This window comes from Kaistia adipata DSM 17808 (assembly GCF_000423225.1).
Classification (GTDB): Bacteria; Pseudomonadota; Alphaproteobacteria; order Rhizobiales; family Kaistiaceae; genus Kaistia; species Kaistia adipata.
In genome coordinates this window covers 1,466,772-1,487,278 of the sequence record NZ_KE383991.1, presented here as the reverse complement: position 1 = coordinate 1,487,278, position 20,507 = coordinate 1,466,772, and the positions used below count along the sequence as shown (strand labels likewise).

The window sequence follows — 20,507 nt, the reverse complement described above, 5'->3', positions numbered from 1 at the left end:
GAAATGCGGGTGATCAACTGAAGAAGTAGAGCTGGTTCAGCGAAATGCTCTTCGGCGGGTCGACGGTCACGTGCTTGCCGTCGATGGTCACCGCGAAAGTCTCCGGGTTGACGTCGATGTTGGGCAGGTAGTCGTTGCGGACCATGTGACGCTTGCCGAGCGTGCGCGTGCCGTTGACGGCGGAGATGTTGCGCTCGAGGCCGAGCTTCTCGCCGATCTTGTCGTCATATGCGGCGCGCGAGACGAAGGTGATCGAGCTCTTCGGCAGCGCGCTGCCGAAGCCGCCGAACATCGGCCGGTAGTACATCGGCTGCGGCGTCGGCAGCGAGGCGTTCGGGTCGCCCATATTGGCCCAGGCGACGAAGCCGCCCTTCAGCACCATCTTCGGCTTGGCGCCGAAGAAGGCGGGCTCCCACAGCACCAGGTCGGCGAACTTGCCGGGCGCGATCGAGCCGATCTCATGCGCCAGGCCGGCGGTGAGCGCGGGGTTGATCGTCACCTTGGCGACGTAGCGGAGCACGCGGAAATTGTCGTTGCCCGGCGCGTCCTCGTCGAGCTGGCCGCGGGCCTTCTTCATCGCGTCCGCGGTCTGCAGGGCGCGCAGGAAGGTCTCGCCGATGCGGCCCATGGCCTGCGAGTCCGAGCCGATCATCGAGATCGCGCCGAGGTCGTGCAGCACGCTCTCCGCGACGATCGTTTCCGCGCGAACGCGGCTTTCCGCGAAGGCCACGTCGGACGGGATCTTCGGGTTGAGGTTGTGGCAAACCATGATCATGTCGAAGAGCTCGGCGACCGAGTTCTTGCCGCATGGCAGGGTCGGGTTGGTCGAGCTCGGCAGCACGTTGCTCTGGCCGACCACCTTCAGCAGGTCCGGGGCGTGGCCGCCGCCGGCGCCCTCGCTGTGGAAGGTGTGGATCGTACGGCCGTCGAACGCGGCGATCGTGTCCTCGACATAGCCGGATTCGTTCAGCGTGTCGGTGTGGACGGCGACCGAGACGTCATAGTCGTCGGCGACGGAAAGGCAGGCGCGGATCGCCGACGGCGTCGCGCCGTAGTCCTCGTGCACCTTGAAGCCGGCGGCGCCGCCATGCAGCTGCTCGATCATCGGGCCCAGGCCGGTCGAGTTGCCCTTGCCGAGCAGGCCGATATTGATCGGAAGCCCCTCGATCGAGCGCAGCATCATCTCGAGGTTCCACGGGCCATTGGTGGTCGTGACGCCATTGCTGCCGTCGACCGGGCCGATGCCGCCGCCCCAGAGCGTGGTGATGCCGTTGGAGAGGGCCGCGTAGACCTGCTGGGGCGAGATGTAGTGGACGTGCGTGTCCATGCCGCCGGCGGTCAGAATCAGGTGCTCGCCCGAGATCGCGTCGGTCGAGGCGCCGGTGACGAGGCCGGGCGTGACGCCGTCCATGGTCGAGGGGTTGCCGGCCTTGCCGAGGCCGACGATGCGGCCGTTGCGGATGCCGACGTCGGCCTTGACCACGCCGAGCGTGGGCTCGATGACCGTGACGTTGGTGATCACGAGATCAAGGCAGCCCGCCTCTTGGGTCAGCTGGTTCTCCGAGCCCATGCCGTCGCGCAGGGTCTTGCCGCCGCCGTACTGGAGCTCGTCGCCGTAGACTGCGCGCAGGTCCTGCTCGATCTCGACATAGAGATCGGTGTTGCCGAGACGGATCTTGTCGCCGACCGTGGGACCGTAAAGATCAGCGTATTGCTGACGGGATATCTGGGTCATGACGCCGTACCTTTGGAATCTGGTGGGAGGGAGGCGGGATTACTTCGCGGGCTTCGACTTCTGCGCGCGCGACTTGAATCCGAGTTCCTCTGCCTTCGCGATCGAATGGTCCCGGTTCGGTGTATAGCCGGGCTTCGGCCCTTCACCGGTCCAGCCATCGACCAGATTGTTGAAGCCATAGACGAAGCGCTTGCCGCCATAGGGCACGAGCGTCACGTCCTTCTCGTCGCCCGGCTCGAAGCGCACGGCCGTGTTGGCGGGGATGTCGAGGCGCTGGCCGAAGGCGGCGGCGCGATCGAACTCGAGGTAGCGGTTCACCTCGAAGAAGTGGAAGTGCGATCCGATCTGGATGGGCCGGTCGCCGGTGTTGCGGACGGTGATCGCGGTGCGCGGCCGGCCGGGGTTGAGCTCGATCGAGCCGGGGGCGACGACATAGCCGCCGGGCGGCGTGGGAGCGGCCTTCGCCGCGGACTTCGGCGCGCTCGCAGCGGCGGACTTCGCCGCGGCCTTCGGAGCGTCGGCGGGCGTGGATTTCTTGGCCAAGGCAACCTCCTGAAACGTTTTAGACGGCCTAGAGCCGGGTCAGACGATTGGGCTGTGCAGGCTGACGAGGCGGCTGCCATCGGTGAAGACGGCCTCGACCTGGATCATGCCGAGCATGGCGGGGACTTCGTCCATGACGTCGTCGACGGTGAGGACGTGGCGCGCGCCATCCATGACTTCTTCCACCGACTTGCCCTCGCGCGCGCCCTCGAGCACGTACTGGCACAGCACGGCGACCGTCTCGGGGTGGTTCAGCTTCAGCCCCTTGGCCTTACGCTTGAGCGCGACGTCCGCCATCGTGTGGATGATGAGTTTGTCAAACTCCCGCGGTGTCAAATGCATCGTCGTCTCCAAACAAGTTGCAGCTAATCTACGCTGATCGACATCTGACTATGCTTAGGCATAGCGTGCTTCGGGTATGTGACAGTCGGCGGTAGCTTGGCGGTGGCGCAGGGAAGGCAGTGGAGCTGCCGCTCGATCGCTTGATAGTCGTTCGCCGCCTCCGATCGGTCTCCGCTACCCGTCTCGCATCTGGTAGAGATACGACGTTTTGTCGCTCCTAGCCATTCGAAAGCGGTGGGAAAACACGACATCCCCACAATTACCCCGGTCACATTTATTTTATAGCGACCTTATGAAATCGCGCCGCTTTGCGGGACGATGCTCCATCCCGGGTTTGCCAATATAGGAGCGGAACTGTCGCGCAGCAACTGATCGGTCAACCGCTTGCCAACCAATGGTTGCCTTGATATATTTGTTTGCTTATAATAATATTTCGGCTTGATTATTTCGTTGGTGCGGCTTTTTTGCTGCGGCATTGAATGGAGCTGCGCATTGCATTTGCTTGAAGTCACCGCGAGGTATGTTTCAAGTATATGCGATGCTGGAAACAAGCTTGAGTTGCAATCGGTAGTATATGCGGCCGTTCGCGCGCTTGGGTTCGACAGTTTCAACCTGGCCTGTGAGAAACGCGCCAAGCACGAGTTCATGACGGATCCGACGCTGACCAACTGGTCCTGCGATGAGCTGATCGCCTATGAGCGGGAGGGGTGGTCGGAGAGGGATCCGCTGCTCGAATACGCCGCGACCGGAGCTGGCCCGCTGTGCTGGCGACGGGGAACCTGGGACGATCCCGCGCGGTCGGAATATCACGAATACATCAAGCATGTGGGCATCACGGGCGGGCTGACCATCCCGCTTCGGGGCGGCGCGGAACGGATCGGGGCGCTGACGCTTTTGACTTTCTCCGACCGCGAGCCGCCTGCCGATGCGCTGCACGCCGCGTCGATCCTCGGCATGGTGGCCAGGTCCCGCGGCGCGGCGATCGGCCTGGTGACCGGACAGCCATCCGGCGCTGGCGCCAAGTTTCGATCGCTTTCCTGCCTGCAGCGCGAAATCCTCAAATGGGTCGCGCATGGCAAGTCGAATGCCGAGATCGCGCTGATCGTCGGGCAATCCAAGCGCTCGGTCGACTATCACGTCATCGAGATCCTGAAGAAGCTGGAGGTCGGCTCCCGCGCCCAGGCGGCGGCGATCTACGCATCGCTCTGACCCCGCGCCGCATGCGGCCCGGGCGATATCGGCCCGTCATGCGGCGCTGCTATTCCGGCTGCGGCCTTCTTCGAGTTGCGCCGGTGCCGGCGCGCGCAATTGTCGAGAATGAATCACATGTGGAACTGGCTTGTTGATACGCTGCGGACCAATCCGGAGATCGCGGTCTTCGTCTGTCTCTCGATCGGCGCCTATGTCGGCAAGCTGACCTACCGGGGCGTCGGTCTCGGCGCGGTGACCGGGACGCTGCTCACGGCGCTCGCCGTCGGCCAGCTCGGCATCACCGTTTCCAACGACGTCCGCTCCATCTTCTTCCTGATGTTCCTGTTCGCGATCGGCTACGGCGTCGGTCCGCAATTCGTGCAGGGCATCGCCAAGAACGGCCTGCCGCAGGCGTTGTTCGCGGTCATGGTTTCGGCGCTCTGCCTGGGTTCGGCGTGGCTGGCGGGGCGGATCGCCGGCTATGATGTCGGCTCGACGGCGGGCCTGTTCGCCGGCGCCGCGACCATCTCCTCGGCGCTCCCGCTTTCCGTTGACGCGATCGGCCAGCTCGGCGTCTCCGCCACGGAGGCGACAAAGCTCGAGCACGCCGTGCCGACGGCCTTCGCCATGACCTACATCTTCGGCACGATCGGCGCGACGATGATCATCTGCGTGATCGGGCCGAAGCTGCTCGGCTTCGACCTCGTCGCCGCCTGCCGGGCCTATGAGGTCAAGATGGGCGGCCATCGCCGGCATGGCCATGGCCAGACGGCGTGGCACCATTTCATTGCCCGGGCCTATCGGATTGAGGCGGGGTCCGGCCTTGTCGGCCGCACGACGGTGCAGGTCGAGGCCGCGCAGGATCATGCCCGCATCTTCATCGAGCGCGTGCGGCGCGATGGCAAGATCATCGAGGCGACAGCCGACCTCGTGCTGCAGGTGGATGACGGGATCGCCGTCGCCGGCAGTCGCCAGAGCGTCATGGGCCTGGCCGGCGCGGATGTGATCGAGGTCGAGGACGCGGATCTGCTGGACGTGCCCGTCGAGGGTACCGAGATCCTCATCACCAGCCGCAAGGCCAATGGCAAGACGCTCGGCGAGCTTGCTGAACTGCCGAGCACGCGCGGCATCTTCCTGCGCCGGATCCAGCGCGGCGCGACGGGAGTCGAGATCCCGATCCTGCCCGCGACGGAACTGCACCGCGGCGACGTTGTGACCGTCGTCGGGCGGCCGCAGGAGATCACCCGGGCGCTCGCCGATTTCGGCCGCGCCGACCGCGCCACCGAAGAGACCGACATCGGGCTCGTCGCCGCCGCGATCGTCATCGGCGCGCTGATCGGCAGCGCCGTGCTGCGTATCGGCTCGGTGCCGGTCGCGTTGTCGTCGTCGGGCGGCGTGCTGCTCGCCGGCATCGCGCTCGGCTGGCTGCGCTCGGTCCATCCGACCTTCGGGCGCATCCCGCCGGCCGCCAACTGGCTGATGAACACGCTCGGCCTCAACATGTTCATCGCCGTCGTCGGCCTGTCCTCCGGCCCGAGCTTCGTCGCCGGCGTCCAGCAGCTCGGCTTCAGCCTGTTCCTCTGGGGCATGGCGGTGACCACCGTTCCGCTGATCCTCGCCCTCTATATCGGCAAATACATCTTCCGATTCGACGACGCGATCGTGCTCGGCTGCTGCGCCGGCGCGCGCGCCTCGACGGCCTCGCTCGGCATGCTGACGGCGCGGGCAAAGAGCCAGACGCCGGCGCTCGGCTTCACCGTCAGCTGCGCCGTCGCCAACACGCTTTTGACGATCGGCGGCATCCTGATCGTGCTGCTGGCGTCCTGAAGGCCGGCCGAAACCTAGCGATAGCGGATCGAATCGGCCGCCTGCGGCGACGTCATCGTGCCGAGCACGAAGGCGAGATTCGCCGCCGCGATCAGCGAGGCGGCGTGCGCGTCGGTCCGGGCCTGGCGGGCGTCCAGCAGGCCGCTGTCGGCCGCCGTTGCCGCCGTCACCGTGCCGAGGCCGTTGCGATAGGCGTCGAGCGCGGCGTCATAGGTGACGCTGGCCGCGTCGGTCAGCTTGCTCGCGGCGCGATAGGAGGCCAGCGCCGAGCGCAGCGTGTTCGAGGCGACGACCATCTCGCGGACGGCTTCTTCCTGCGTCTTGTGGAAGGTCGCGCGCGCGGCGGCGGCGCGCGATTCGGCCGCCTTCAAATTGGCGGCGCGCAGGCCGCCATCATAGAGCGGCACGGCCGCGCCGACGAGGATGCCGGTGCCGGAGGTCTGCTGGCCGATGGTCGGCAGGCCCGAGGCGTCGAAGCCGCCCGTGCCCTGGCCGGCGACGCCGGCCATGTAGACCTTCGGCATGAAGTCGGCCTTGGCGACGTCGATGCCGGCCTGGCCGGCCTTCATCGCCGCGTAGCTGGCGAGCACGTCCGGGCGTCGCGCCAGGGCCTGCTCGATCATCTCCTCGGTCGAGACGTCGGAAGGCGCCGGCAGGCGGCGGCTGCCGGAGCCGGCGACCTTGATCTGCATCGTGGGCGAAACGCCCATCGCCGCCAGCAGCGCCTGGTAGGCGTCCTGCTTCAGGCCGGCCGCCGTCACCTGGCGCAGCTCGGACTGCGCGACCTGCTGGCGCGCCTGCGCCACCTCGACGGTGGTGCCGAGGCCGTTCTTCTCGCGCGCGACGGCCGCGTCGAGGATCGCGCGGCTGTTGCGCAGCGACTGGCCGGCGATCTCGGCGCCCGTCTGGGTGGCGCCGTACTGGTAATAGGCGCGGGTGACGTTGAAGATGAGCAGCTGATGCGCGCCATTGAAGTTGATGTTGGCGGCCGTCGAGAGCTGCTTCGCCACATTGGCGGCGGCTCTGCGCTGCCCGAAATCGAAGATCAGCCATTGCAGCGCGACGGCGGAGGTCGAGCCGTCGACGGTGGTCTTGATGTCCCGCGTCTGGCCGAGGACGTCGACGGGCGTGACGTTCTGCTGCGAGCCGCCGATGACGTTGGCGGAGAGCGTCGGCAGGAAGGTCGATTCGGCGATGCCGACGGCGAGCGCCGCCTGGCGCGCCTGTTCCCAGGCGACGCGCGTCGCCGGATTGTGCCGGGCCGAAATGTCGATCAGCTCGGGGAGCTGGTAGACCTTGCCGGGCTGCGTCTCCGGAGGCGCGGACAGCGCCGTCGTCTCGGTCATGCCGCGCACGCCGAAATCGGTCGCGGCGGGGCCTTGCCGGGCCGAGGCGGGCTGGGGCAGCAGGCTCGGGCCGGTCTTGCGGCCCTGCTGCCAGGGCTCGCTCGGCGAATCGGGCGCCAGTTGCTCCGCATATTGGGCGCAGCCGGAGATCAGGGCGAGCAGGCCGGTCGACGCGACGAGGCGGAGGATCACGCGGTTGCGCCGGCATGTTTCGGAAGGACTCGCCATCATGCTCTCAATTCACCAGGACATGCTCGATTCGCGCAATGCGCTGCGCGGCCAGTGTATCCGGAATGGATGACGGAAGGCTTGCGGCCGGATCGGCGGCGGAGGGCCTTGCGGTCGCGATCGACGCGGCCAGCCCCTGGAGGCGCGCCGCGTCGCCCGGATCCTTCGGGCCGACCACGAGATCGGCGGCGAGGTGATCGGCCTCGGCCATCACCGCCTTGAGGCGGCGAATGGTGCTCTCGTCCGGTCGCAGGCTGTCCGGCTCGAAATGCGCCAGGGCCAGTTGGTCCTCGGCCTGCCGGAGGTTGATCATCGCGGCCGAGGCGGCGTCGACGGCGCCGCGACGGTCGTCGGCGGGCAGTGCCGCGAGGCGGGCCAATGACGACATGGCCCTGGACAGGTGGCCGCGGACCCCGTCGATGACGCCGACCGGCCAGATCTGGGTGAAGATCACATAGACCATGACATTGCCGAGCAGGATGCCGATGATGCGGTCGCGGGCGGAATCCATGCTGATGCCCGGCTCGAAGCCCTGCAGGACCGTCAGCAGGAAGGCGAGGCCGATCTGGACGCCGCCATAGGAGATCCGCTCGCTGCCCGACGTGACCCAGGCCGCCGGCAGAAGCGCCACGAAGACCAGTACCATCAGCCCGCCGACGCTGGTGAGGTTCGGAATGATGAACAGGATGGCGGCGATGCCCATCGCCGCGCCGATCAGGCAGCCGACGATGCGCAGCGTCAGCTTGTGCACCGTCTCGCCGGTGGTGCCGAGCGCCGCGACGAAGCAGGTGATCATCGCCGTGTGGATGCCCTGCCAGTCCATGCCGGCATAGATGATGTAGCTGAGCATCGCCGCCAGCGTCGTCTTCAGGGCGAAGCCCTGATAGGTCGGGTTGCGGAGCGCGTCGGCGACGAAGAACGGCTCCTGCGCGATCTTCGGCCAGGTCGGGTTGCGGTCGGCGAGTTCGGCGAAGGTCTGCCACATCTCGCGAACGGCGGTGTCGTCGGACGCTTCCGCGTCGGGCGCCGGGATCGGCGTTTTGGCGGCGATCGCGGCCACGACGGCATCGGCATGGGCGGCGAGGCGCGCCCGCATCTCCGGCGCGGTCGTATTCGGCAGGGCGAAAGCCGCCAGCAGGAGCCGGTAGCTCTGCTCGATCGAGCGCGCTAGCCAGTTGGTGTCGCGCTTCGGCACGTAATGCAGGATGCGGGTCAGCAGGGCGCGCTGGTCGTGCTCGGCATTGCCCTCGTCGAGCAGGGCCTTCAGGCGGTCCCGGCTCTCCGCATCGTTCGCGGTCAGGGCGTCCGCCACGGCCTTGACCCGGTCCCGGACCGTGGCGCGTAGCAGGCGCGACGGCGGTATCCCGACGACCAGGTTGAAGCAGACCATCAGCGCCATCGGCATGGTCACCATCTGCCAGGCGTAGAGAAGGCCGCGCGTGACGGCCTCGCCGACCGGAAGGCCGCTGACCAGGGTGAGCGCGAAGGTGATCACCAGCGCCATGTCGGAACCGAGGTCGCCGAGCTTGCTGACCGCGCCGAGATAGACGAAGGCGAAGGAGGCGAGCGCCATGACCGCGAGCCGCAGGAAAGCGACCTCGATCGTCAGCTTGGTCAGGAACAGGACGAGCGCGATGAAGATCGTAACCAGGATCGCGCAGCCGATCCCCATGACGATGTTGGTCGAGGCGTCCTGCTTCATCAGGTAGATGATCAGGTAGCAGCCGATGGCCGGCTCCGGGATCTTGTAGATCATCGCCACCGCGGCCACGAGGGCGCAGAGCAGGGCGATCCGCCAGGTCATGCCGAACCGTCCCTCGAAGGGCTTGAGGTCGTCCAGGACCTGGCGGGTGACCGAATGGGCCATCGGATCAGCAGGAGCCGGCGCTGTGGACCACGGCGATCGCCGAGGCGCCAGCCCGCATCAGGTTCTCCGGCGGATTGTCGAGCAGGATGCGTACGGGGAAGCGTTGCGAGACGCGCACCCAGTTCAGCGTCTTCGGCACATAGGGCAGGTTGCGCGGAATCGGCAGCAGCTCGTCCGAGCTGACGCCCCAGCCGATGCCGACGACGCGACCCTTAATCGGGATCGACTGGTTGGCCATGACATAGGCGGTGGCGCAGTCGCCGACCTCGATCTGCTTCAGATCCGTCTCTCGGAAGGCGGCCATGACGAACCATTCATCTGTATCGATCAGGGTGAAGACCGACTGGCCGGTGATCACGAACTCGCCGGTCGAGATGTTGAGGCCGACGATCAGTCCATTCTGCGGCGCGTGCACCACGGTGTCGGCGAGGTTGCGCTCGGCGAGCGCGAGCGCCGCCTTGCGCGCCGCGACCAGCGCCTCGGCGCCGTCGGCCGTGCTGACCAGCGCCTCGGCCGCCTGCCGCTGCGCGATCGCCTGTTTCAGGCTGATCGTGGCGTCGCGCTTGGCCGTCGTCGCATCGTCGACCTGCTGGGCCGTGACATAGCCCTTGGGGCGGAGCGCGGTGAGGCGGTCGAGCGTCTGGGTCGCGAGGTCCAGATTGACCTGCGCGCGCGCGGCCTGCTCGACGGCGATCGCCGCGTTCGAGGTCTCGGCGCGGATCGTGCGCTCCTGGGCCGACAGCGCCGCCTCGGCGATGCCGAGATCCGCCTTGGCCTGGGCGACGGCCAGCTCATAGGGGACAGGGTCGATCTTGAACAGGAGATCGCCCTTCTTCACCCGCGCATTGTCCTTGATGGCGATCTCGATGATACGGCCGGGCACGGTGGAGGAGACGTTGATGAGATTGGCCTGCACCACGGCGTCTTCGGAGGCGGGGTTCTCCTCGCTCGTGCGCAGATATTTCCAGCCGAGCGCGACGGCGCCGGCGACGATGGCGATGGCAAGGATGCCGCCGAGCGATTTGCCGAGCCAGCCGGGCTTTTCCATGTTCAGCGACCGAAGATTGTGAGGGACGTGGCGAAGGCGATGGCCGCTGCCAGGCTGACATAGACCAGCAGGCGCAGGGGCAGGCGATCATCGATGCCGAGCGGGACGAAGATGGCGCGCAACAGGACGGCGCCGAGAATGCCGGCGGTCGTGCAGGCGAGCCAGGCCGGGAAGTAGGCGCCGAACAGGGGGATGGAGGGCGCGCGCGCCTCGGCGCAGCCACCCAGCACGATCGCCGCCAAGGGCGCGATTCGCGCGCAACACAGGGATTTCATGGATTTCACGAGCCGCCAGCCCCCGATTTCGAGCCGGCGGCTCGTACATGTCGTGTGCGCAGAATAGTCGTTTCGGTCCGGCCTCTGCAACCTGAGCCTGTTGCTGCGTCCGGCGGTCGCAGGGCCGGGCGCCGGGGACGCGGCGGCTGGATCCGCCTGGCATCCGGCGGGTCTCGCCCCTCCTTGGCGGCCGCCATCGCGGGAGGAATCGCCGGCGTGGAATCCCGCTTGACAATGCGGCTGGCCGGGATAGTCTAAAAATCAAGCGCAGGGCAAAGCTGCCTATTTTTGCGCCATATGAATTAAATTCCCAACGACCCTTGTAGTCCTGCGAGGGCTTGGTTGGTGGCACCGAAGCCCGCGATCTTTCGATCGTCGGGCTTTTTTGTTTTGGGACGGGGAATGTCGGCACAGCACCATCGGATCGGCGTGATGTTCTCGACGACGGGGTCGTACAGCGTCGTCGCGCGCTCCATGCTGAACGGCGCGCTGCTGGCCTTCGGCGAGGCGGCGGAGCAGTCGGACATTCGCGTCGATCCCGTCGTGGTCAACCCGGACGGGGAATTGTCGCGCTACGCGGAGCTGAGCCAGGAGCTGATCGCCTCGGGGATCCGCCATGTCGTCGGATGCTACACCTCGTCGAGCCGCAAGGAGGTGATCCCGTGTTTCGAGAAGCACGACGCGCTGCTCTGGTATCCCTCGCACTATGAGGGTTTCGAAAGCTCGGCCAACGTCATCTACACCGGCGCCTCGCCCAATCACCATGTCGCCCTCCTGGTCGATCACCTGCTCGGCGAGGGGCGGCGGCGCGCCTTCTGCGTCGGCTCCAACTATATCTGGGCCTGGGAGAACAACCGGATCCTCCGCGAAGCGCTGACCGGCCGGCGCGGTCGCGTTCTGGCCGAGCGCTATTTCGCCGTCGGCGACACCGAGCTGCAGCATGTCGTCGACGAGATTCTCGAGGCGCGGCCGGATTTCGTCTTCAACACCTTGATCGGTACTAGCGCCTATTCGTTCTTCCGGCTGTTCCGCGCCGCCTGCGTGGCGCGCGGCATCGATCAGCCGCGCCAGATTCCGATCGCCAGCTGCTCCTTGTCCGAGCCCGAACTGGAGGAGATCGGCGCGGATGCGGTCGACGGCCATCTGAGCTCGAGCGTCTATTTCTCGTCTTTGACGACGCCGGCCAATGTCGCCTTCACGGCGCGCTACCAGGCTGCCTATCCCGACGGGCCGGCCGTGTCGGCCGATGCCGAGGCCTCCTACAACGCGGTCAGATTGCTGGTCCAGTCGCTCGCGGACGCCGGGACGGAGGAGGTGCGCGCGGTCAAGGCCGCGGTGACGCGTCAGCGTCTGAGCGCGCCGCAGGGCGACGTCTGGATCGATCCGCAGACGCTGCATGCCTGGCTGACGCCGCGCATCGGGCGGTCGACGCGGGATGCCCGTTTCGAAGTCATCGTCGAGGAGGCCGCCCCAACCCGGCCCGATCCCTATCTCGTCCAATCGTCGCCGCGCTACGCGCTCGCGCGCACGCCTGAGCTGAAGGTGGTGAAATGACCGTTTCGCGATTGCTTCAGAACTTCAAGGGCGCCCGGGCGCTGGTCGTCACGACGAACCGCGCCGCCGTCGAGGCGCTGGAATCGACGCTCGCCAAGCTCGGTGTGGTCTCGGAGTTCCCCGAGATCCGCGACGGGCGCGCGCAGCTCGATCTCGCGCAGCTCGATCCCGAGCGCGACATCCTGTTCGTCGACGGCGACCTCGAGGGTGTCCTCGATCTGGAGAGCGGCCCGGGCGGTCGCCTGCCGGCCGTCCCGGTGATCGGTCTCGTCGGCGTCGAGGCGCCGAGCCGGCTGAAAAGCCTGATCCATCTCGGCGCGACGTCGTTTCTGCGCAAGCCCGTGCATGGGGCCGCCGTCTACATGGCGCTCTTCCTGGGCGTGAACCAGTTCCAGCTGCGCGGCGGTCTGCGCGCGCGGATCGAAGACATGGAGCGTCGCCGTCACGGCCGCCGCTTCGTCATCAAGGCGATCGTTCGCCTGATGAGCCAGGCCGGCATCGACGACGATGCGGCCTACGACCTGCTCAGGCGCGAGAGCATGCGATCGCGAATGAGCCTCGAAGACTACTGCGAGGAATACCTCCGCAGGCGGGCCAACGAGCCCACACGACTGGCGCAAGGCGACATGCCGGAAAGACGCGCCAACCGGGACTAGACCACAGAGGAGAAGCTAAAATGTCAGGGAAGTTTGTAGGGGGGCTGCGAGCCGCGGCCCTCACGGGGACGATATTGCTCGGCGCCGGCTCGGCCTTCGCCGCCGATCCGATCAAGCTCGGCGTGCTGGAGGACCAGTCCGGCGACTTCGCCGCCGCGACGCTCGGCAAGGTGCACGCCATCCAGATCGCCGCCGACGAGATCAACAAGGCCGGCGGCATCGACGGCCGGCCGCTGGAGCTCGTGATCTACGACACGCAGTCGGACAACACGCGCTACCAGGAATTCATGCGTCGCGTCCTGCAGCGCGACAAGGTGGATGCCGTCTTCGCCGGCTTCTCGTCGGCCTCGCGCGAGGCCTACCGGCCGATCGTCAACCAGTTCGACGGGCTCGCCTTCTACAACAACCAGTATGAAGGCGGCGTCTGCGACGCCAACATGATCGTTACCGGCGCCGTGCCCGAGCAGCAGTTCTCGACGCTGATCCCGTACATGATGGAGACCTACGGCAAGAAGGTCTACACGCTCGCCGCCGACTACAATTTCGGCCAGATCTCGGCCGAGTGGGTGCGCAACATCGTCAAGGAGCATGGCGGCGAGATGGTCGGCGAGGAGTTCATCCCGCTCGGCGTTTCGCAGTTCTCGCAATCGATCCAGAACATCCAGAAGGCGAAGCCCGACTTCGTCGTGACGCTGCTCGTCGGCACGCCGCAGGCCTCCTATTACGAACAGGCCGCCGCCGCCAACCTCAACCTGCCGATGGCCTCTTCGGTCAATGTCGGCCAGGGCTACGAGCACAAGCGCTTCAAGCCGCCAAGCCTGAAGGACATGTACGTCACCACCAACTACATCGAGGAAGTCGATACGCCGGCGAGCAAGGCGTTCGTCGAGAAGTTCAAGGCCGCCTATCCGGACGAGCCCTATGTCAACCAGGAGGCCGAGAACTCCTACCTCGCCGTCTATCTCTACAAGCAGATGGTCGAGCGGGCGAAGTCGACCAAGCGCGACGACCTGCGCGCCGAGATCGCCAAGGGCGACGTCTGCATGGATGCGCCGGAGGGCAAGGTCTGCCTCGATCCGAAGAGCCAGCACATGTCGCACACCATCTACCTGGCGAAGGTCGGCGCGGATCACTCGATCACCTTCCCGAAGGTGTGGCAGGACATCAAGCCCTACTGGCTGGGCGAGGCCGGCTGCGACCTGACCAAGAGCGATCCGAGTGAGCAGTACACGCCCTCGAATCCGCCGTCGAAGTCCTGATCGCGACGCGCTCCGACTGAAGAGAGCGGGTGCCCGGCCCGGCGCCGGACGCCCGCCCTCGGCGTGAAGCCGAACCCCGACTTCGCGGGACTGCCCGGCATGGCCCGACGCCGCTAGGCGTGTCGTGCCATGTCGGCTGTCCGGAGCGGCGCGGTCCTTCACGGCAGCGAACTTTCGAACTCAAAGGCCCATTGACGATGGACGCCATCACTGTCGCCTTCGCGGCGCTCTACCAATTTGGCGACGCCTTCGCCTTTCTCGTTCTGTCCGCCTGCGGCCTCGCCGTGATCTTCGGCATGATGGGCGTGATCAATCTCGCCCATGGCGAGTTCATCATGTGCGGCGCCTATGTGACGGTCTCCGGCGCCAATGCCGGGCTACCGCTGCCCCTGGCGATCCTTCTCGGCGCGCTGGTGGCCGCCGCGGTCGGCGCGCTGGTCGAGCGGCTGGTCGTGCGCCACCTCTATGAGCGCCCGCTCGACACCATCGTCGCCACCTGGGGCCTCAGCCTGATCGCCACCCAGGGCACGCTGATCGTGCTCGGCTCGACAATGGCGGGCATCGGCACGCCGCTCGGCAGCTTCCAGATCGGCGGATACTCCTATTCCGTCTATCGCCTCGTCCTGTTCGTCATGGCGATCGTGGTGCTGGCGGGGCTCTATGTCCTGTTCAACTGGACGCGCTTCGGCGTCATGGCGCGCGCCACCATCCAGGTGCCGCACATGGCCGCCGCGCTCGGCGTCGACACGCGCTCGGTCTACAGCCGGACCTTCGCGCTCGGCGCCGGTCTCGCCGGCCTCACCGGCGGTCTCTATGCGCCGACCATGACGCTGGTGCCGACCATGGGCACGACCTTCATCATGGAGGCCTTCGTGACCGTGGTCGTCGGTGGCGCCGACGTCTTCCTCGGCACGGCGCCCGCCGCCGTCATCCTCGCCATCGTCAAGTCGGCCATGACCTCCTGGCAGGGCCAGCTCTTCGGCCAGATCGGCCTGCTGCTCGCCGTCATCGTCGTCATCCGGGTGCTGCCCAAGGGCATTTCCGGCTTCCTGCTGCGCGAACGCGCCTGAGCCGGAGGGAACATCAGCATGAACGCATTGTCTCGTTTCTTCGCCAGGCTGGAAGGCCCGCAGACGATCGGCAGGGGGCCCGTCTTCTGGACCGGCTTCCTGATCGTCCTGGCCGGCGCCTGCGCCTACCCGATGTTCAGCGACGGCTACACCGTCGGCAACACGGTCTACTTCTTCACCTGGGTCTTCATGGCCCTGGGCCTCAGCCTGATTTGGGGCTATGGCGGCTCGCTCAGCTTCGGCCAGACCGCCTTCTTCGGCATCGCCGGCTACAGCTACGGCGTGCTGACGCTGAACTTCGGCGCCGCCTACGGCTTTACCCTCGTCGCCGTTGTGATCGCGCTGGTCATCGCCGCGCTCGCGGCGTTGCTGCTCGGCTACTTCCTGTTCTTCGGCCGCATCTCGGGCGTGTTCCTCGGCATCGTCACCCTGTCGGTGACGCTGGTACTCGAACGCTTCATGGCGCAGACCGCCGGACCGGAATGGGCGATCGGCAAGGCACGCCTCAACGGCTTCAACGGCATGAGCAACATGCCGCCGCTGACGATCCCGTGGCCGGGCGGCGACATCGTGCTCTACCCCGACGTCCAGCTCTACTACGTCGTGCTGGGCCTGCTGGTGCTGGTCTATCTCGGCCTGCGCATCCTGGTGAACTCGGCCTTCGGCAACGTCCTCGTCGCCATTCGCGAAAATCCGGAGCGGGCCGAGATGCTCGGCTACGACATCCGCAAGTTCCAGCTCGGCGCCTTCGTCATCGGCGCCGTCCTCGCCGGTCTCTCGGGCGTCCTCTACACGAGCTGGGGCCAGTACATCACGCCCTCCAGCATGGGCATGACGGCAGCGGCGCTGCCGATCGTCTGGGTCGCCGTCGGCGGCCGCTCCGATCTCACCGCGACGCTGATCGGCACGCTGGTGGTGCTCGCCGCCTTCCAGGCCCTCACGATCCATGGCGCGCAATATGCGCTCGTCGTCATGGGCTTCCTGCTCGTGCTGACGGTGCTGCTGGCGCCGCGCGGCATCATCCTGGCGCTGGCCGGTTTCCTTGGCCGCCTCGGCAAGTCCAAGCGGGGAGACGCGTGATGGCAATCCTTCAGACCCGCGCGCTGAACAAGCGCTTCGGTGGCCTGCACGTCACCAACAATGTCGACCTCTCGCTCGAGGCCGGCGAGGTGCATTGCCTGATCGGGCCGAATGGCGCCGGCAAGAGCACGCTGTTCCGCCTCATCCTCGGCGAGCATAGTCCGAGCAGCGGCCAGATCCTGTTCGCCGGCGAGGACATCACCGCGCTGAAGTCGTTCCAGCGCATCCGGCGCGGCATGAGCGTCAAGTTCCAGGTGCCTGGCATCTTCAAGGCGCTCGGCGTGCGGCAGAACCTCGAGACGGCGATGCAGCACCACTATCCCGCCGCGTCGCTGCACGAGGAGATCGACCGGCTGCTCGAGTTCCTGAAGCTGACCGGTGAAGCCCGGCAGCTCGCCGGCAATCTCAGCCATGGCCAGAAGCAGTGGCTGGAGATCGGCATGGCGATCAGCCTGAAGCCGAAACTGCTGCTGCTCGACGAGCCGACGGCGGGCATGTCGCCGGACGAGACATACGCCACCGGCGAGATGGTCAGGCGTCTCAACGCCGACGGCATGACCGTGCTCGCGGTCGAGCACGACATGGCCTTCGTCCGTCAGGTCGCCGACAAGGTCACCGTCCTGCATCTCGGCCAGGTCTTCGCGCAAGGGTCGATCGACGACATCGTCGCCGACGAGCGCGTGGCGGCCATCTATCTGGGGCAAGCCCATGGTTAACGAAACGCTGCTTTCGACGAAGGGCCTGCGCGCGGGCTATGGCGGCAAGCCGGTCCTGCAGGGCCTCGATCTCGACGTGCGCAAGGGCGAGATCGTCGCCGTCATCGGCCGCAACGGCGTCGGCAAGTCGACGCTGATGAAGAGCCTGATCGGGCTGATCCCGTCGATGGAGGGCTCCATCCTCTATCGCGGGCAGCCGATCGACGCGCTGCCGGCGCACAAGCGGGCCCGCCTCGGCATCGGCTATGTGCCGCAGGGACGGGACGTCTTTCCCCGCCTCAGCGTCGCCGAGAACATGGCCGTCGGCGAGCTTCGCCACGCCGCGAGCGACACCGAGCGCGAGCGCGTGCTCGACTATTTCCCGATCCTGCGCGAGCGCTGGTCGCAGCGCGCCGGCACCATGTCGGGCGGCCAGCAGCAGCAGCTCGCCATCGCTCGCGTGCTGATCGCCGATCCGGAGCTGATCCTGCTCGACGAGCCGTCCGAGGGCATCCAGCCGAACATCGTGCAGGACATTGCGCGGATCATGGTCGAGCTGAACCGGTCGACCGGCGTCACCGTCGTGCTGGTCGAGCAGAACATCGACATGATCCGGGCCATGGCCCAGCGCTGCTACGTCCTGGACAAGGGCCGGATCGTCGCCGCCCTCGACCGGGATGCGCTCGCCGATGGCGAAGCCATGCGCCGTCACCTCGCCGTCTGAACAAAGCCATCAACAAGGAGAAAACGATGTCGTGGCTCGCGGATTCCATCATGGCCCGCAAGGGTCTCGCCAAGGGGCAGGTGGGGTCGACCCATTCGATCACCGAGGCGGATCAGGGCAAGTACCACTATGTCTACGGTCCCTATGTGGAGCCGGTCCTGACGGTCGATCCCGGCGCCGTCGTTTCGGCCGAGACGCACGACGCGTTCGAGGGGCAGATCCGGCACGAGACCGACAAGCCGTCCGAGATCCTGAACTTCCCGTTCCTGAACCCGCAGAACGGCCCGATCTTCGTCAATGGCGCCGAGAAGGGCGACACGCTCGCCGTCTACATCAAGAGCATCGTTCCGCGCGGAGAACAGCCGCGCGGCACCACGGTGATCATGCCGGACTTCGGCGGTCTGGTGCCGACCGGCGACACCGCCATGCTGAACGCGCCGCTGCCGGAGCGGGTCAAGAAGCTCCACATCGATGAGAACGGCACGAAGTGGAACGACAAGATCACGCTGCCCTACGAGCCGTTCATCGGCACGATCGGCACCTCGCCGGAGATCGAGGCGATCTCGGCGCTGCAGCCGGACTATTACGGCGGCAACATGGACCTGCCGGATGTCGGCGTCGATTCCGTGATCTACCTGCCGGTCAACACCAAGGGCGCGCTGCTCTATCTCGGTGACTGCCACGCGGCGCAGGGCGACGGCGAGCTTTGCGGCGTCGCCATCGAGCATCCGACCGTGACGACGGTGCAGGTTGACCTGATCAAGGGCTGGTCGATCAAGTGGCCGCGGCTCGAGACGAGCGAGTTCATCATGTCGATCGGCTCCAGCCGTCCCATGGAAGACGCGGCCCGCATAGCCTATCGCGATCTGGTTCGCTGGATGGCGGCCGACTACGGCTTCGACGAGATGGAGGCCTATATGCTGCTGACCCAGTGCGGCCGCGTCCGCGTCGGCAACATGGTCGACCCGAAATACACGCTCGGCGCCTCGATCCTGAAGTCGTACCTGGTCTAGGGCGTTTTCGAGCGAAGCGGGTACCGGTTCGCGTGAGTAAGACGCGACCGTACAAGAGAGGTCGAGTTCTCGGACGACTGGAGACGGCGTCGCGCGGCAGCGCGGCGCCGTTCCGCTTTTGAAGCTTCGTTTCGGGCGGTCCCCGCAACAATTCGGTCGTGCCGGCGTTGACTGTGCTGAGGGGCGAAAGGAGATTTCGCATGGCGGACGCCAAGGACGCGGGCAAGCAGCCGAAGGAAAAGACGCCCAGCCAGACCCCGCCGATGCCACCGGAGGGACCGCATGCGCGCCCCGACCTGACCGACTACGACAAGACGCCCGGCACCGGCTCTCTGCCGGATCCCAATACCAAGGGCATCGACATCGGCCCGGGATAGCCGCGCTTTCGAGGCGACGGCTCACGCCGCGGCGTCGCGGCCCGGATCAAGCGCCGTCGCCGCGATCTCGATCGGCACGGGCCGGATCGGGATGCGAGGCTGGTTGACGCCGAGTTCGGCCGGATCGCGGCCCGTGGCCGCCGCCATGATATGGGCGATGCCCCAGCCGCAGATACGGCCCTGGCAACGGCCCATGCAGGCGCGGGTCCAGAGCTTCGCCGCATAGGCGGACGACGCGCCGGACTGCATCGCCGCCATCACCTCGCCCTTGGTGACCTCCTCGCAGCGGCAGAGCAGGGTTGCGTCGGTCGCCAGCGTGTCGAAGGCGGGCATCGGCGCAAAGGCGGCATTGAGGCCCTCGGCGAAACCGCGTGCCCGGGCGAGCCGGCGCAGGAGGTCGGCGCGGTCGGTATGGGCCGCGAAGCCGAGATCGGCGGCGGCGGCGAGGCCTGCGATTTCGCCGGCGAGGCGCGCGGGCATCGAGCCGGCGATGCCGGTGATTTCACCAGCCGCATAGACGCCGGCGACCGAGGTCCTGCCCGTCGCGCGGTCGATTTCGCAGTACCAGCCGCCACGCGCGTCGTCGAAGGCGTGCTTGCAGCGCAGCAGTGAAGTCAGCTCGATCGACGGCCGGAAGCCGTAGCCGACCAGAAGCGCATCGATGCCGCCGATCGTCTGGCTGCGCCGTCTGTCGATCTCGCCATCGGAGGCAATCGGGGCAATCCGCGCCGCCTCGACACGATCCTGGCCGAGCGCTTCGGTGACGATGTGGCCAAGACGCAAGGTCTCACGCCTGGCCAAGAGCGGCCGCATCAGCTTCCAGGCCTCGCCCCAGCGTTCGGGATGACCCAGCAGCAGGCGGGCGATCGCGAGGCTCGGGCCGCGCGCCTCGACATGGGCGATGATGTCGGCGCCCGCCTTGGCGATGGCGCCCCGCACGGCGAGCAGGAACGCGCCGCTGCCGGCGAGTACGATCCGGCTCCCCGCCGCCACGCCCGATGTCTTGGCGAGGCGCTGGCCGGCGCCGGCCGTCATCACGCCGGGCAGTGTCCAGCCCGGGAAGGGAATGACCCGATCATGCGCGCCGGTCGCGACGATCAGGGCGCGGGGCGCGAAGACGAGCGGCTCGCCATTCTGCACCGCGCAGATGGTCAGGTCGGGAAACGCGCCCCAGACCTCGGTGCCGAGATGGCAGACCGCGCCGGCCGCCCGCATCGCCGCGATGGCGGCGGCGCCCTCGGCGCTCTGCGTCGTCTTCTGTTCGGCGGCCACGGACGGCGGCTGCATCCAGTACTGGCCGCCGGCGGTCGGGAACTGGTCGATCACATGCACGGTGGCGCCGGCCTGGCGGGCGGCAAGGGCCGCCGACAATCCGGCCGGTCCGGCGCCGACGATCAGGATGTCGGGGCGAAGCGTCGTCATGCCGGTATCTCCACGATCATGCCGTCCCGGGCCAGCGTCATGCAGGCGCGCACATTCGGCCGCCCGTCCACCTTGACGAGACAGTCGAAGCAGACGCCCATGCCGCAGAACAGGCCGCGCGGCGCGCCGTGCTGCGTCTGGCGCAAGACCGCGCCATTGCGCGCATGAAGGAGCGCGCCGACGCTGATGCCCTCGGGTGCGTCGATCGCCTTGCCGTTGACGATGAGCCTCACAGTGGCTGCCATGGCTTTCTCC

20 protein-coding genes are annotated in these 20,507 nt (G+C 67.0%); 11 read left to right on the top strand and 9 right to left on the bottom strand.

Annotated features, from left to right (window positions below; all coding sequences use genetic code 11):
- Positions 1-13: 13 nt before the first annotated feature.
- Genes G539_RS0119815 through G539_RS0119805 form a run of 3 tightly spaced genes read right to left on the bottom strand, consistent with a single transcriptional unit; the run spans position 14 to position 2,620 of the window.
- On the bottom strand, positions 14-1,735 hold the full coding sequence (locus tag G539_RS0119815; RefSeq protein ID WP_029076742.1) for an urease subunit alpha: 1,722 nt from the start codon (positions 1,733-1,735) through the stop codon (positions 14-16).
- A gap of 39 nt (positions 1,736-1,774) precedes the next feature.
- Positions 1,775-2,278, bottom strand: coding sequence for an urease subunit beta (locus G539_RS0119810; protein WP_029076741.1), 504 nt, complete (start codon positions 2,276-2,278; stop codon positions 1,775-1,777).
- Between the two features lie 39 nt (positions 2,279-2,317).
- Positions 2,318-2,620 (bottom strand): urease subunit gamma, encoded by a 303-nt coding sequence (locus tag G539_RS0119805; protein WP_029076740.1) that lies wholly within the window; start codon positions 2,618-2,620, stop codon positions 2,318-2,320.
- 492 nt (positions 2,621-3,112) lie between these two features.
- Between G539_RS0119805 and G539_RS0119800 the strand changes: the two genes are divergently transcribed.
- Together G539_RS0119800 and aspT are read left to right on the top strand one after the other, a co-directional pair.
- Positions 3,113-3,829: a LuxR family transcriptional regulator gene (locus G539_RS0119800; protein ID WP_029076739.1), complete on the top strand. Its 717-nt coding sequence runs from the start codon at positions 3,113-3,115 to the stop codon at positions 3,827-3,829.
- 117 nt (positions 3,830-3,946) lie between these two features.
- Positions 3,947-5,638 carry an aspartate-alanine antiporter gene (gene aspT / locus G539_RS0119795; RefSeq protein ID WP_029076738.1) on the top strand — a complete coding sequence of 564 codons (1,692 nt, stop codon included), beginning with the start codon at positions 3,947-3,949 and terminating at the stop codon, positions 5,636-5,638.
- A 14-nt stretch (positions 5,639-5,652) separates the two neighbouring features.
- Here the strand turns inward: aspT and G539_RS0119790 are convergent, their stop codons facing one another.
- The 4 genes from G539_RS0119790 to G539_RS0119775 are packed head-to-tail and all read right to left on the bottom strand — an operon-like array spanning position 5,653 to position 10,402.
- A complete protein-coding gene (locus tag G539_RS0119790; protein ID WP_051231822.1) occupies positions 5,653-7,176 on the bottom strand; it encodes a TolC family protein in 1,524 nt (507 codons plus the stop codon).
- A gap of 43 nt (positions 7,177-7,219) precedes the next feature.
- Positions 7,220-9,079, bottom strand: coding sequence for an FUSC family protein (locus G539_RS0119785; RefSeq protein ID WP_029076736.1), 1,860 nt, complete (start codon positions 9,077-9,079; stop codon positions 7,220-7,222).
- A gap of 4 nt (positions 9,080-9,083) precedes the next feature.
- Positions 9,084-10,127: a multidrug transporter subunit MdtN gene (gene mdtN, locus G539_RS0119780; protein WP_084640092.1), complete on the bottom strand. Its 1,044-nt coding sequence runs from the start codon at positions 10,125-10,127 to the stop codon at positions 9,084-9,086.
- A 2-nt stretch (positions 10,128-10,129) separates the two neighbouring features.
- Complete coding sequence (locus G539_RS0119775) at positions 10,130-10,402, bottom strand: YtcA family lipoprotein (protein WP_029076734.1); 273 nt, start codon at positions 10,400-10,402, stop codon at positions 10,130-10,132.
- Between the two features lie 402 nt (positions 10,403-10,804).
- Between G539_RS0119775 and G539_RS0119770 the strand changes: the two genes are divergently transcribed.
- From G539_RS0119770 to G539_RS27225, 9 genes are all read left to right on the top strand, one after another.
- Positions 10,805-11,956, top strand: a complete 1,152-nt coding sequence (locus G539_RS0119770) for a transporter substrate-binding domain-containing protein (RefSeq protein ID WP_029076733.1) — start codon at positions 10,805-10,807, stop codon at positions 11,954-11,956.
- The gene (locus G539_RS0119765) at positions 11,953-12,612 is read left to right on the top strand and encodes an ANTAR domain-containing response regulator (protein ID WP_029076732.1); all 660 of its coding nucleotides are present in this window, start codon (positions 11,953-11,955) and stop codon (positions 12,610-12,612) included. The genes G539_RS0119770 and G539_RS0119765 overlap by 4 nt, the downstream gene beginning before the upstream one ends.
- A gap of 20 nt (positions 12,613-12,632) precedes the next feature.
- On the top strand, positions 12,633-13,871 hold the full coding sequence (locus G539_RS0119760; protein WP_029076731.1) for an urea ABC transporter substrate-binding protein: 1,239 nt from the start codon (positions 12,633-12,635) through the stop codon (positions 13,869-13,871).
- A 197-nt stretch (positions 13,872-14,068) separates the two neighbouring features.
- Entirely contained in the window at positions 14,069-14,941 is an 873-nt protein-coding gene (locus G539_RS0119755; protein WP_029076730.1) for an ABC transporter permease subunit, read from the top strand.
- Positions 14,942-14,959: 18 nt separating this feature from the next.
- A complete protein-coding gene (locus G539_RS0119750; protein ID WP_029076729.1) occupies positions 14,960-16,021 on the top strand; it encodes an ABC transporter permease subunit in 1,062 nt (353 codons plus the stop codon).
- Positions 16,021-16,737 carry an ABC transporter ATP-binding protein gene (locus G539_RS0119745; RefSeq protein ID WP_029076728.1) on the top strand — a complete coding sequence of 239 codons (717 nt, stop codon included), beginning with the start codon at positions 16,021-16,023 and terminating at the stop codon, positions 16,735-16,737. The genes G539_RS0119750 and G539_RS0119745 overlap by 1 nt, the downstream gene beginning before the upstream one ends.
- The gene (locus G539_RS0119740; protein WP_029076727.1) at positions 16,730-17,440 is read left to right on the top strand and encodes an ABC transporter ATP-binding protein; all 711 of its coding nucleotides are present in this window, start codon (positions 16,730-16,732) and stop codon (positions 17,438-17,440) included. The genes G539_RS0119745 and G539_RS0119740 overlap by 8 nt, the downstream gene beginning before the upstream one ends.
- Before the next feature lie 26 nt (positions 17,441-17,466).
- Positions 17,467-18,453: an acetamidase/formamidase family protein gene (locus G539_RS0119735; protein ID WP_029076726.1), complete on the top strand. Its 987-nt coding sequence runs from the start codon at positions 17,467-17,469 to the stop codon at positions 18,451-18,453.
- Positions 18,454-18,653: 200 nt separating this feature from the next.
- A complete protein-coding gene (locus G539_RS27225; RefSeq protein WP_156912051.1) occupies positions 18,654-18,830 on the top strand; it encodes a hypothetical protein in 177 nt (58 codons plus the stop codon).
- A 21-nt stretch (positions 18,831-18,851) separates the two neighbouring features.
- On the opposite strand, the gene G539_RS0119725 is transcribed toward G539_RS27225, so the two are convergent.
- Positions 18,852-20,252 (bottom strand): FAD/NAD(P)-dependent oxidoreductase, encoded by a 1,401-nt coding sequence (locus G539_RS0119725; RefSeq protein ID WP_029076725.1) that lies wholly within the window; start codon positions 20,250-20,252, stop codon positions 18,852-18,854.
- Complete coding sequence (locus G539_RS0119720; RefSeq protein WP_029076724.1) at positions 20,249-20,497, bottom strand: (2Fe-2S)-binding protein; 249 nt, start codon at positions 20,495-20,497, stop codon at positions 20,249-20,251. The genes G539_RS0119725 and G539_RS0119720 overlap by 4 nt, the downstream gene beginning before the upstream one ends.
- Positions 20,498-20,507: the final 10 nt, after the last annotated feature.